The 13,120-nt window shown below is 43.1% G+C and carries 13 protein-coding genes; 1 reads left to right on the forward strand and 12 read right to left on the reverse strand.

Going from position 1 to position 13,120, the window contains the following annotated elements:
* Nucleotides 1–101: 101 nt before the first annotated feature.
* The 12 genes from KGY70_09520 to KGY70_09575 all read right to left on the reverse strand — a co-directional run bounded on the left by KGY70_09520 (nucleotide 102) and on the right by KGY70_09575 (nucleotide 12,228).
* A complete protein-coding gene (locus tag KGY70_09520; protein MBS3775415.1) occupies nucleotides 102–347 on the reverse strand; it encodes an HAD hydrolase-like protein in 246 nt (81 codons plus the stop codon).
* A gap of 21 nt (nucleotides 348–368) precedes the next feature.
* Nucleotides 369–1,331, reverse strand: coding sequence for a C-terminal binding protein (locus KGY70_09525; protein ID MBS3775416.1), 963 nt, complete (start codon nucleotides 1,329–1,331; stop codon nucleotides 369–371).
* A gap of 266 nt (nucleotides 1,332–1,597) precedes the next feature.
* Nucleotides 1,598–2,842 carry a hypothetical protein gene (locus tag KGY70_09530; GenBank protein MBS3775417.1) on the reverse strand — a complete coding sequence of 415 codons (1,245 nt, stop codon included), beginning with the start codon at nucleotides 2,840–2,842 and terminating at the stop codon, nucleotides 1,598–1,600.
* A 21-nt stretch (nucleotides 2,843–2,863) separates the two neighbouring features.
* On the reverse strand, nucleotides 2,864–4,159 hold the full coding sequence (locus KGY70_09535; protein MBS3775418.1) for a TRAP transporter large permease subunit: 1,296 nt from the start codon (nucleotides 4,157–4,159) through the stop codon (nucleotides 2,864–2,866).
* A gap of 26 nt (nucleotides 4,160–4,185) precedes the next feature.
* Nucleotides 4,186–4,692, reverse strand: coding sequence for a TRAP transporter small permease (locus tag KGY70_09540; GenBank protein ID MBS3775419.1), 507 nt, complete (start codon nucleotides 4,690–4,692; stop codon nucleotides 4,186–4,188).
* 27 nt (nucleotides 4,693–4,719) lie between these two features.
* Nucleotides 4,720–5,760 carry a TRAP transporter substrate-binding protein gene (locus KGY70_09545; protein MBS3775420.1) on the reverse strand — a complete coding sequence of 347 codons (1,041 nt, stop codon included), beginning with the start codon at nucleotides 5,758–5,760 and terminating at the stop codon, nucleotides 4,720–4,722.
* 12 nt (nucleotides 5,761–5,772) lie between these two features.
* On the reverse strand, nucleotides 5,773–6,441 hold the full coding sequence (locus KGY70_09550) for a bifunctional 4-hydroxy-2-oxoglutarate aldolase/2-dehydro-3-deoxy-phosphogluconate aldolase (GenBank protein MBS3775421.1): 669 nt from the start codon (nucleotides 6,439–6,441) through the stop codon (nucleotides 5,773–5,775).
* Nucleotides 6,442–6,521: 80 nt separating this feature from the next.
* A complete protein-coding gene (locus KGY70_09555) occupies nucleotides 6,522–7,559 on the reverse strand; it encodes a sugar kinase (GenBank protein ID MBS3775422.1) in 1,038 nt (345 codons plus the stop codon).
* A gap of 46 nt (nucleotides 7,560–7,605) precedes the next feature.
* Nucleotides 7,606–9,006: a glucuronate isomerase gene (gene uxaC, locus KGY70_09560; protein ID MBS3775423.1), complete on the reverse strand. Its 1,401-nt coding sequence runs from the start codon at nucleotides 9,004–9,006 to the stop codon at nucleotides 7,606–7,608.
* Nucleotides 9,007–9,025: 19 nt separating this feature from the next.
* Nucleotides 9,026–10,216 (reverse strand): mannonate dehydratase, encoded by a 1,191-nt coding sequence (uxuA, locus tag KGY70_09565; protein MBS3775424.1) that lies wholly within the window; start codon nucleotides 10,214–10,216, stop codon nucleotides 9,026–9,028.
* Between the two features lie 111 nt (nucleotides 10,217–10,327).
* Nucleotides 10,328–11,176 carry an SDR family oxidoreductase gene (locus KGY70_09570; GenBank protein MBS3775425.1) on the reverse strand — a complete coding sequence of 283 codons (849 nt, stop codon included), beginning with the start codon at nucleotides 11,174–11,176 and terminating at the stop codon, nucleotides 10,328–10,330.
* Nucleotides 11,173–12,228 (reverse strand): substrate-binding domain-containing protein, encoded by a 1,056-nt coding sequence (locus KGY70_09575; protein MBS3775426.1) that lies wholly within the window; start codon nucleotides 12,226–12,228, stop codon nucleotides 11,173–11,175. The genes KGY70_09570 and KGY70_09575 overlap by 4 nt, the downstream gene beginning before the upstream one ends.
* 120 nt (nucleotides 12,229–12,348) lie before the next feature.
* On the opposite strand from KGY70_09575, the gene KGY70_09580 reads away from it, so the two are divergent.
* Nucleotides 12,349–13,120 (forward strand): helix-turn-helix domain-containing protein (locus KGY70_09580; protein ID MBS3775427.1); only part of this gene is annotated, 772 nt, incomplete at its 3' end.

Raw genomic sequence — 13,120 nt, forward strand, 5'->3', positions numbered from 1 at the left:
TGGATACTCTATGGTATCACTCCTCCAGATATCCGGAGGAGTGATGGGCCTCCTTCAGGGGGAAGTGCCGGGAGCCTTATATCAGTTTATATAAAAGCGTATTAAGCAGAACGCACACCCAGTTCGTCAAGGTGCCTGAGCAGTTCTGCGGGATCTTCATATACTCTATATGCCCCAGCCCTTTCCAGTTCTTCCTGTCCATAGCCGCCTGATAACAGTCCGACACCCAGGGTACGGGCTCGCCGGGCTGCCAGCAAATCCCAGACACTATCACCCACCACAATGGTATCGTTTGTTTCTACCAGTGTACCGTCCAGATCGAAAACCAAAGCCGTTTGTTGAGTCATATTTGATTTGTTATAGATATTTTAAAAATTCAGGCAATCTTCGGGAATTTCTCCCTGTAGCATGGTTAAAAGATTATGCGTGGCCCGTTTTTGTAATTCAACGATAGATTTTGTTGAATACCAGGCATAATGACCGGTAGCAATGACCTGTGGATGGAATAGCAAGCGTTCCTGACGGGATGAAGGAGGTTCTTCACCATATACATCAAGCCCTACACTGTGAAGTTTACCTGACTGAAGGGCTTCATACAAATCGTCTTCATTGATAACAGGACCCCTCGCAGTATTGATAATAATTGCACTCTTGCGCATCAGTTGCATTTTGTTTTTATCAATAAGGCCCCGTGTTTCTTCCGTCAAATTGCAATGGACCGAGATTATATCACTATCCCTGAGTAGATCATCCAGGTTGGTTTTGGAGGCGCCCAGTGAGCTGAATCGTTCATCGGAGATGTAAGGATCTGATGCCAATATCTTCTTAAAAAGCGGTTGAGCTTTTTGACACAGTGTTCCACCGATTCTGCCCAGCCCAATAATTCCCAAAGTTTTATCATGAAGTTCGATTATTTCCCTGATGGGTGGTTTGGCAAATTGTTGTTCGACTAATTTTTGTCCTTGTGACAGCCCCCGTGCACAGGCATAGATCAGGGCCAGGGCATGATCGGATACCGAGTGGTTGGCATATCCCCGGACATTGGCGACTTTAACCCCATATCGTGTTGCCGCATCAAGATCAATATTATCGTAACCTACGCCGTAACGGACAATGGCTTTTAATTTGGGGGTAGCTTGTAAAAAATCATCATTAATCTTTGTCCAGCGAACCAACAATCCAACTGCATCTTTTGCCAGGGCTATTTTTCCAGCACGATCGTGTCGTTCCCCTGTGAATATTTCAAGGTCATAGCCCGCTTCTTTAAACAGCTTTTTTTCGTAATCATAAGATTCATAGCCGGTATCCAGTATTGCAATTTTTTGGGGCATAGCGGGTATTATCCTTCCCTTTTTAACTTATAGGTTTTGCTAAGAAATTCAAGGTTAGAAATCTTATTCCTTTCTAGTTTTTATCAGTTGTCAGATTGATTTCGGTCTAATATGCTTTTTTCTGCCACCAAAGCACCAAAGCACCAAATTCCACTAAAAATAAAAAACCAAATTTATTTATTTTGTGGTTTTTTGTGTTTTAGAGTTTTAGTGGCATTTTTTAAATTCTTTTTAGACCAGACTCTAGATCTCAATGTCGATATTTCTTAAAAAAACAGCCTCTTAATGTGCCCCTCGAATAGGTTCTCCGTCACTTCAGAAGCAATGGTATCTTCATATTTTTTTAGTAAGCCGGTGTATTCAGCACCCATTTGGGCCGCTATTTTGTAAGAAACATGCATCATTTGTCTGAAATGGGGATTGTATTGCGGATGATCGGGCACGTGACGCAACGTATTTGCAAATTCTTCCGCACTCCAATTGTTCACCTTTTCAGGGTCGGGAAGCTGATTTTGATCGATATCGATCACGGCCGCATAGGCTTCCGTGAGTTTTTCAACCTGATTATAAGCTGTACGGTAAATGCGTTTGGCCATTTCCAGTCCGTCATCTCCGGCCAGGCACATACCGATGACTTCTGCCAGCCAGGTCGTCCCGGCTGTTTTTACATGTATTCCTTTGTTGTATTTTCTGATGATCTTGCCGATAACGGGATAAATGGAAAATTTATCACTTCCGGTATGTATGCTTAGTTTTAAGTTTTCAGGCAAGTCAAATTCCCGGACAGCAAAATCAAGCACCTGGATATCCGCTTCAAATTCTTTTTCAAACTGGCTGATATCCCCGACATAATCTATACCTTTGTTAAAACGGCCGGAAAATTTGGGAGCCAATGTCTGGAGCGGGATATTTTCATGGGCCAGTGCACTGAGGATCACCAGTAATTCAAGAGGAGTCTGCGGCAGGTCGGTTTCATCCATAGAAACCTCCGCGACAAAATGATCCCCTCCTTTCTTATCGGCTATGAACCGGTAAACTTCCCCTGCTTTTTGAGCCGCATAAAGATACTTCTCTCCAATTTCCCGTATTGCATTTTCTGTGATCTGAGAAGCATTTTGTATGCCTGGTATTTCAGTATTTCCGATTAATTGGGTGTTGGATTTTACAAACTGATTGATGTCTTCTTCATCTGCTTTTTTACCGATGTAATCCGCTACATCCAGGGTGAAGAAATTGGCATAATCTATGAATTGGTCCACGTTGTCCCGGTTGATATGGTCTGCATCGACATAATAATTCTCCTGCCAGCCCAATGCTTTTACCGCTTCATCGGCTTCTTTCTTTACTTCTGCATGGTTGGTGCCGACCGTCTGGTGTTCGCGATGCGACTTATTCCAAACCGGTGCGATGGTTACACCTGCTTCTTTTGACTTTATGAGTGCCTTTAACTGAGCCTCACCCTGATGGGCAAAGCGGTCTCCAATGCCTAAGGTATATTTTTCTAAATCCATAATATATCGTGTTTTTACGGTTTAAAATCCGAACAATCCTGGCAGCCATAAGCTCAGTTGCGGTAGATAAGTGACCAAGAGGAGAATTAAAACCATTACAGCATATATGGGCAATAGTGGACGAATCAATTTTTCTATGCCGATCTTACTGATACTGCAACCGATAAATAATACCGTTCCCACCGGTGGTGTAACCAATCCAATACTCAGATTGAGGATCATAATGATTCCAAAGTGAATGGGATCCACACCGATGTTGGTTACGATTGGTAGAAAAATCGGAGTAAAGATCAGAACGGCAGGGGAAAGGTCCATAAATATTCCCACGAAAAGAAGCAACAGGTTAATAATAATGAGAATCACAAATTTGTTTTCACTCAGGGCCAGCAAGCCTTCAGAAACCTGCTGGGGAATATCCTGATACGACATTACCCATGAAAGGCCAATGGAAGTTCCTACCAGCAGGAGAACGATCGTTGAGGTGATCACTGACCGAAGTAAGATATTGGGTAGATCTTTGACAGAGATTTGTTTGTATATGAAAGAAAGGGCCAGGGCGTAAACAACAGCTATGGCTGCAGCTTCTGTGGCCGTGAATAATCCTGCTAAGATACCGCCGATTACTACAATGATCATACCCAGGCTGGGGAGGGCATCCAGAAATTTAATAACCCCGTATCGAAAGGTTACTTTTTCGGCCAGTGGATAATTGCGGCGATAGGCAATGGTAGCAGCTACTGCTGCAATACCCAGCCCTGTCAGTATTCCGGGTATGTAGCCTGCGATAAAAAGGGCTCCGATGGAAAGTCCTCCTGCTGCCAGTGAATAAACAATCAACACGTTACTTGGGGGTATACTGAGTCCTGTAGTGGCAGAGGTAACATTTACTGCGGTGCTGTAGTTTCTGTCATAACCTTCTTCTATCATTCTTGGGGTCATAAAGCTTCCGATGGCTGAAGCCGAAGCAGCCGCCGATCCCGATATGGCACCAAACAGCATGTTCGAGAGGATATTCACAAAAGCAAGACCGCCGGGTAATCTTCCTACAAGCGCCTTGGCAAGATCAATGAGCTTCATGGCTATGCCTCCCTTATTCATCAACTGCCCGGCAAGTACAAAAAAGGGTATGGCCAGCAAGGTAAAGCTGTCCAGCCCTGTGGCTACCCGTTGAGCCACAGTAGTAGCAGCCGGGATGGGATAGATACTAACCAGTAATGTTAAGGTTGCCGATAATCCTATACTATAGGCAATAGGTACTCCAATAGCGAGGAATATAACAAAGCTGACTATTAAAACGAGGATTCCGAATAGTTCCATTATTTTTTAAATTTTTTATTATTTTTTTATTCTGAGGTCATTGTTTTTTCTTTCAAATCCTGGGGAAGTCCATGGATGATCTCATGAACTGAATAAAAGATGATAAGCAGGCCACTCAGGGGCAATGCCAGATAGACAATCCCCATTGGAATTTGCATGGTAGCGGATACCTGGCTCATCTTAAAAGCGATGAACATCAACCTGGAACCACCGATAACAAAAACAAATAGTGCGAAAAGGATAATGAGGATATTAATAAGGATATCCAGGTTCCTTCTTTTGGCCGGATTTCTTTTTTGCAGTTTCTGTGGAAGCAGATTGATTGAAATATGTTCCTTTTTACCTGAAGCATAAGCACCTCCCAGTAAACCAACCCAGATAAGCAGGTACCTGGCAAGTTCTACCGAAAAGGAGCTCGGGGCATTCAAAAGATATCTGGATACCACATTCCATACCACATCCAGTACCAGAACAACCATAACTACTACCACCAATATTTCCAGAATTTTGTCTATTGTCTCTCTTACCTTCATAGGATATAATGTTTATTGTGAAACAGATTACTTATCTTCAGAGTCAGAAACCTCAACGTTTTGAATCTGTTGGGTCAACTTATAAACCTCAGGGCTTGTCCTTTCTATATACGAATAGACACTTTGAACGCTTTCCCTGAAAGGTTCCGGGTCAGGGCGTATGACTTCGACACCTGCCTCTTTGATTACCTTCAAAGCCTCTTTTTGAGCTTCTTGCCAATATTCTCGTTGTTTTTCAACCGACTCATCAGCAGCCTGCTGAAGCCATTGTTTTTCCTGTTCGCTCAGATTCTCCAGGATGTGAGTACTCATCAAGAGCACGTCTGGAATACTGGTATGTTTGTTCATACTAAAATAATCGGCCACTTCATACTGATGGGATGTATGCAATGAAGGCAAATTGTTTTCTGCTCCGTCTACCACTCCGTTTTGCAATGCGGTATATAATTCTCCCCATGAAATCGGTGTTGGAGAGCCGCCCATTGCCTGAACCATTTTCACGGAAGTCATGCTTTGCATAACCCGTATCTTCATCCCTTTAAGATCAGAGGGTTTCCGTATTGGTTTATCGATGGTATAGAAGCTCCGGCTACCGGCATCGTAAAAAACAAGCCCTTGTAGCCAATACTCTGTGCCTGAATTCAGGATTTTTTCACCAATCGGCCCGTCCAAAACTTTATGGTAATGCTGGAGATCTCTAAAAATATAAGGCATTCCCAGAGCTTTATATTCAGGGACAAAACTCTGCATGACCGCGGAAGAAACTTTAGTCATGGCCAGGCTCCCAATCTGAAGCATTTCCAAACATTCCCTTTCCGAGCCAAGCTGAGAACTGGGATAAATTTTGATTCTTAAATTGCCGTCCGATAGTTCCCTGGCCCTTTTAGCCATATATTCCATACCTTTATGCACAGGATGGGAAACATCCAGCGAATGAGCCAGACGAAGGGTGGTGATCTCAAATTCTTCTGTAGCGGAATCCAGATCTTTTGTGCAGGACGAGCTGACAATTAACATTGTAAGCAATATAGACATTACTTTAACACCAAATACAACTCTTAGTTTCATAATGGATATAATTTATCTGATTTTTTTAACAATAGATAGCGCCTCGCTGGTTTTATCTTTTATTTTGGAGAATTCCCCGTTCTTCACCAGTTCTTTGGTGATCAGTTTGGATCCCATACCTACGCTGCACACTCCGGCCTCAAACCATGCTTTGAGGTTTTCCTCGGTAGGTTCAACACCACCGGTGGGCATGATATCCGTCCATGGCATGGGACCGCGCACAGCCTTTACAAAGCCGGGACCGCCTACCTGAGATCCGGGGAAAATCTTGACGATCTCTGCTCCCAGTTCATGGGCTTTGGATATTTCCGTGACCGAACCGCAACCGGGAATCCAGAGTATTTTTCTTCGGTTACAGACCTTTCCGGTATCTTCATCCAGGATGGGAGAAACCACGAAATCAGCTCCGTTTTGCATGTATATTGCTGCTGTGGGAGCATCCATCACTGAACCTACCCCGAGGCATAACCCGGGTAATTCTTTTTGAACGTATTTTCTAAGCTCTGTGAAAACCTCGTGGGCAAAATCTCCCCGGTTGGTAAATTCAATTACTTTTACCCCCCCTTCAAAACAGGCCTGCACTATATTACGGGCTGTTTCGAAATCGGAATGGAAGAAGACAGGCACAATACCGGTACTTCTCATTAGGTGGGCGACTTCATGCCTTTTAAATTCTGCCATATTTTAGATCATAATTTTAGAAGAATAACAGGTAAATATATAAAAAAACTCGAAAATTAGATTTTCATTCAAAAATCTTTTTATCTGGAAACCCTGCCGGAAACATCACCGCCCATGATTTTCTTTACCTCATCTACGGTAACTTCATTGAAATCTCCATGCACAGTATGCTTCAGACAAGAGGAAGCAATTCCGAAGTTCAGGGCGTCCTCATCGTTCATCTCAGAAAGAATCCCGTAAATCAATCCGGCCATAAAGGCATCGCCGCCACCGACCCGGTCAACGATATGGGTGATATCGAATTTGTTTCCGATATGAAGCTTCTCACCATCATAGAGGGTTCCAGTCCAGGTATTGTGGTTGGCATTGATGGAGCCCCTTAAAGTGGTGATCACCTTTTTGGCTTTCGGAAAACGCTCCATGATCTGCCGGGAAACCGAGCGGTAGGCTTCGGCATCTACTTCGCCTTTGGTGACATCCACACCTTCCGGCTTAATACCCAGGGATTTTTCCGCATCTTCTTCATTGCCCAGCACGATATCGCATCCTTTCACCAGTTCGGGCATTACCTCCTGAGCATCCTTCCCGTATTTCCAAAGTTTTTTTCTGTAGTTTAAATCGCATGAAACTGTCAAACCCAGTTCATTGGCAGCTTCAATGGCTTCCTGGCATACATCGGCTGTTCCCTGAGATATGGCCGGTGTGATACCGGTCCAGTGGAACCAGGTGGCATCTTTGAAGATTTCCTTCCAGTTGAACATGCCCTTTTCTACCTGCGATACTGCCGAATGAAACCGGTCGTAAATTACTTTACTGCCACGGCTCACAGCCCCTGTTTCAAGGAAATAAACACCCAGCCGTTCGCCACCTCTGAGAATGTGAGAGGTATCTACATTGTGCTTTCTCAGTTCCTGAAGACATGCTGTTCCTATATCGTTTTCGGGCAACCGGGTTACAAAGCTGACCGGTACCCCGAAATTGGCGAGGGATACGGCAACATTGGATTCCCCTCCCCCGAATGATGCATTGAACTGCTTTACCTGATTGAAACGAAGATGCTGAGGGGTTGCCAGGCGCAGCATGATCTCTCCGAATGTGACCACTTTTTTGTTTTGCATAATCTTTAATTATTTGTCTAAGATATTATTCTTCTGAAAAATTAATTTAAAACTGGAAGTAATTTTTAGCATTATGGTAACAGATGTTCTTGACCATCTGTCCAATGAAGTCGTAATCTTCCGGCAGAAGACCTTTCTCGATATCTTTTCCAAGCATATTGCAAAGAATCCGCCGGAAATAATCATGCCTGGAGAAAGACAGGAAGCTCCGGGAATCAGTTAACATTCCCACAAAACGGCTTAGCAGTCCCAGTTCAGAAAGCACATTCATTTGAACTTCCATTCCACGGAGATGGTCATTGAACCACCATGCCGGCCCCATTTGCATTTTTCCGGGTACTGAACCATCCTGAAAATTACCGAGCATGCTTCCAACTACCTCATTATGATTGGGATTGATATTGTAGATGATGGTTTTGGTCAGCTTTCCTCTTCTGTCCAGGCTATCAAAAAAGCGTGACATGGCCCTGGCTACCGGCTCATCTCCTATAGAATCAAACCCGGTATCCTTGCCAAGCTTTTCATACATCCTTGTGTTGTTGTTCCTCATGGCTCCGTAGTGAAACTGCTGAGCCCAGCCTTTTTCGTAGTTCATAACTGCCAGCTCGTGAAGAAGAGCCATCTGATACTTCTGGGCCTGATCGGGAGTTACCGGCTTGCCTGAGCGTGCACTGTCGAATATCCCGGCTATTTCATTTTCCGTATAGTCACACTCGTAAAAGGTCTCGATACCGTGATCGGAACTTTTGCATCCAAGGCTGTCGAAAAAGTCATGCCGTTTGCGAAGAGCTGTGATCAATTGTTCATAACTGCCGATGCTGACACCGGATGTTTTTTCAAGTTTGTTGATATATTCGTTGAAATTATCTACGTTTTGTATCCCCAGGACCTGGTCAGGCCTCCATGTTGGAAAAACCTGAACGGGTATTTGGTTGTCCCTTATATTTTGATGGTATTTCAAATCATCAACCGGGTCGTCAGTAGTACATACTGTATCTACATTCCATTTTTTCAATAATTGTAAGGTGGAATACTCTTTTTGCCTGAGTTTTTTGTTGGCTTCCTCATAGATTTCTTCAGCAGTATCCGGATTAAGCAGTTTATCTATGCCAAAAGACTGCTTTAATTCCATATGGGTCCAGTGATACAAAGGATTTCGCATGGTATGGGGTACGGTTTCGGCCCACTTCTTAAATTTCTCGAAATCATCGACATCACCTGTGCAATATTTCTCCGGAACGCCATTGGACCGCATGGCCCTCCATTTGTAATGATCTCCGCCGAGCCAGATTTCAGCCAGGTTATTGAATTGTTTGTCATGATTTATTTCATCAGGCGGAAGATGGGTATGAAAATCGATGATCGGCATTTCCTTTGCGAATTCGTGGTAAAGCTTTTCGGCAGCTTTGGTTTCTAATAAAAAGTTTTCATGTATTAAGTTTTTCATGGCTTTTATTTTTTTTGTTTTAGATTTCGTCAATTGAATGGCAATTCTGAACTCCAAGCACCAATCCCCTGAGCTCAGCCAGTGCTTTCATCCTACCGATAAGGGAATAACCCGGGTAGAATGTTCTGTTGATATCATAGAGCATTTGTTGACCATGATCCGGCCGCATCGGGATTTGCCAGTCATTTTTACCTGCTTGTTTTCTGCGGTGTTCTTCAAGTAACAGTTCTTTTATTACATGGTACAGGTCAATGTTTCCCCCGAGATGATTGACTTCACAGAAATTCCCATCTTCGTCTCTTGTTAGATTCCGAAGATGGGTAAAATTGATCCGGTGGGCAAGACTTTTGGTCATATCCACCAGATTGTTGAAATGTCCTGCACCGAATGATCCGGTACATAAAGCCACTCCGTTGGATTCCGAATCTATTGTCTTTATGATATCCAGTGCATCTTGTTTGGTACTGACAACCCGTGGTATACCAAATAATGGAAAGGGAGGATCATCCGCATGAATGGCCATTTTCACCCCCGCTTCTTCAGCTACGGGTATCGTTTCTCTGATAAAATAAAACAGATGTTCTTTCATTGAATCCCGGTCTATATGGGAATAACTTTTAATCATGGAATGTATGTCTTCCAATCCGTATTTTTCCTCAGTGCCGGGCAATCTGAGAAGAATGGCATTTGTAAGGTTTTGTATGCCTTCTTTATCTAGCTGATTATAGTATTGCTCTGCTTCCTCCAGAATTTTTTGAGGATAAGATTGAGAAGCACCGGCTCTTTGTAGTATAAACAAGTCGAAAGCGGCGAAGCTCTTCATATTAAACTTTGCAGTTATAGACCCATCCGATAACTTCCAGTTGTGATCTGTTCTAATCCAGTCCAGCATGGGTATGAAATTGTAGCAAAGTATTCTGATCCCGCATTCACCAAGATTTTTTATGGTTTGTTTGAAATTTTCAATGTATTGCTGATAATCACCTGTTTGTTTTTTGATATCACCGTGAACGGGCACACTTTCCACAACAGACCACTCCAAACCTTCCTTTTCGATGGTGCTTTTACGCTTCATGATCTCATTAACATCCCATACCTGGCCCACAGGAATATGATTAAGCGCTGTCACTATCCCCGTAACACCGGTTTGTTTGATCTCGTTAAATCGAATCGGATCATTCGGTCCGAACCATCTCCATGTAAATTCCATAACCCCGGATTTCTAGTCTAAAGACCCACATTGAGCGATTTATGCTTTCAATTCACACCAAAAAGTGCAGAAGATCAGAAAGCGTCTTTAACCTTCCTGATAAAAAAGATACTAGACACCACTCCAGGTGCTAAAACCTCCATCGACAGGAATAACTGTTCCTGTAACAAAACTGGAAATGTCGGAAACCAGGTACAGCGTGGTTCCCACCAGTTCCTCAACCTCTCCGAATCTGCCAAATGGAGTATTGTCAATGATCTTTTTACCTCTTTCCTTTAAGTTGCCTTCTTCATCTTTCAGGAGGAACCGGTTCTGATTGGTCAGAAAAAATCCGGGAGCCATTGCATTCACCCTTATTCCCGTTTTTGCAAGATGAACCGATAACCATTTGGTGAAGTTTGTTATTGCTGCCTTGGCTGCTGAGTATGCAGGCACTTTTGTGATGGTTGTGATAGCTGCCATGGAAGATATATTCAATATGGTGCCCTTTTGTTTCTCCAGCATATCTTCCCCAAAGACCATGATTGGCAGCAAGGAACCTTTGAAATTCAGAGAATATACAAAGTCAAACCCTTCCATAGACATATCGAAGAATGAGCCTTTCAGATCATCCAGGTCTTCTTTTGAAAGGATTTCCTTATCCGTTGTACCCTTAGGAGAGTTTCCTCCGGCACAGTTGATAAGTATGTCAATTTTGCCCAGGTCCCCGTTGATTTGTTCCTTTACTTCTTTTAGATTGTCTTTATCCAAAACATCAACTTTGTAGGCTGATGAGTCAGCTTGATACTCATTTTTCAGCTCAGCAGAGAGTTCTTTGGCACTGTCGAAATCCATTTCCAGGATAGCCGTTTTGGCTCCGGCGGATGCAAGTCCCCGGGCCAATGCGGAACCAATAATTCCTGCGCCTCCGGTGATGACACACACCTTATCTTTTAGATCACTAAAATTATTCTGTTTCATAAAGCATTGGATATATTTTGATGGTTAACATTCTCTTTGATGATGATTTCAATAGGCAATTTGTATTCCTTTTCCACCGGTTTATTTAATACCAGGGAGTTGAACAGTGTTCTCACACTTATATAGCCCTGATCAAATGGTTTTTGACTGATGAGATAATCAATGGTTTCCTTTTCCAGATGAATTAGATTCTCTTCGGTCAGGTCATATCCGATCAATAAAAGATCAGTATGGTGTTTATCCAGAAATTGGGCTACCTTGAAGGCTTTTGAGTTGGTGACAAAAATCCCTTTTGTATTCGGGTGCTTTTCCAGATGGGCCTTGAGATTATGAGTTATGACGCTATCTTTGTTGCTTTTGATGTTAAGGTGATTTATCCTGATTTTGTCTCCAACAATGGTTTCAAAGCCTTTTTGTCTGTTTTTAAGGTGGGGATGCGTGTCGACCGATTTGGCCAGATGCAAAACAAGCACTTCATCGCCCTCCGATAAACAGTTTTTCATAAGTTTTCCCGCTACCCTTCCGCTTTGGTTGTCATCCTGACCAATGAAAGAGATGTTGTTCTTTCCTTCAAGGTCGGAATTGATAAACACATAGGGTATCTGGTTTTGCTCGCAATATCTCAGCAAACGATACGCCTCTCCGGAAAAGACCGGCGCCAGGATGACCCCGTCGGGTTCTGATTCTATTATTTTGTTTATTTTTTCTTTGAATGAATCTTTATTAAACTGATCAAACAGGAATTTTCTGCTGGTAACCCCCAGATGGCTGATTTCGCTTATGGCTTTATCGATGCCTATGATCGGGCTCTGCCAGAAGGAACTTTCTTGTTGTGCGTGGGGAATGCATACAGCGAGTTTATAGGTTTTGCCTGAGGCCAGCCTTCTTGCAGAGAGGTCCGGCTCGTAGTTTAATTCCTGAATGATTTGCTGGATTTTTTGTTTGGTGATTTCTGAGACTTCTCCACGATTATGGATCACACGATCAACGGTCCCGTGAGAAACACCTGCCATTTCTGCAATATCCTTTATCCGTGCTTTAACCTTGTCCATAACCGGATGAATTTAATGGTTCCGTGTACGTACACGGCAAATATAAAAAATATTTGTCGTTTACCTACACGATTTGATTTTTTCCTAAAATAATCGTATTTTACTGCCAAAAAAATAACCATGTCCCTACAGGCTGAAGGAACGAATTATTTCGGAACCCAGATATTTCCCGTTAATATCAGTAAGGTTTGTTATCCACAAGGGATCAGTCATCCTTATGATCTTACACAGACAATGCACTATCATGATTTTACCGAGATTGTTGTCATATTGAATGGCAACGGGATCCATGAAGTCGAGGGTCAGCGGTATAAGGTCTCTGCCGGGGATGCTTTTGTTCTCCAGGATTTCCAGAAACATCAGTTCATAGATGCCAGTGAGGTTGAGATTGTCAACGTGATGTTTGATCTCAAGAAAAAGCCCGATATGCTTAATCTGAATGAAATTAAGAAAATGCCGGGATACAATGCCCTTTTTATTCTCGAGCCTCAGTACCGAAATATGCGGCAATTTAAAAACCGGCTTCAGCTTAACAGGAGTGAGCTTGCCAAAGTAGAATTCATCCTAAATTCCATGTTCTGGGAACAAAACAATCAGGAATCCGGCTACGAGACCATCCTGAGGAATCATCTCGAAGATTTGATCATTTTGATGTCACGGCAGTACTCAAAGATCGAGACACATGAGGCCAGGGCTTTGATGCGGATAGGTGAAGTGATTGATTATCTCGAGAGGAATTATAAGTCGAGAATCTACCTGGATGAAATGGCGGACAGAGCTTGTATGTCGAAGCGTCATTTTCACCGCATCTTTAAGAATGCTACCGGCGAATCTCCACTGGATTATCTCATTCAGATCCGCCTGCAAAAGGCAAGGGAGCTGCTTCGCACCA

Source organism: Bacteroidales bacterium, from assembly GCA_018334875.1.
GTDB lineage: Bacteria > Bacteroidota > Bacteroidia > Bacteroidales > UBA12077 > JAGXLC01.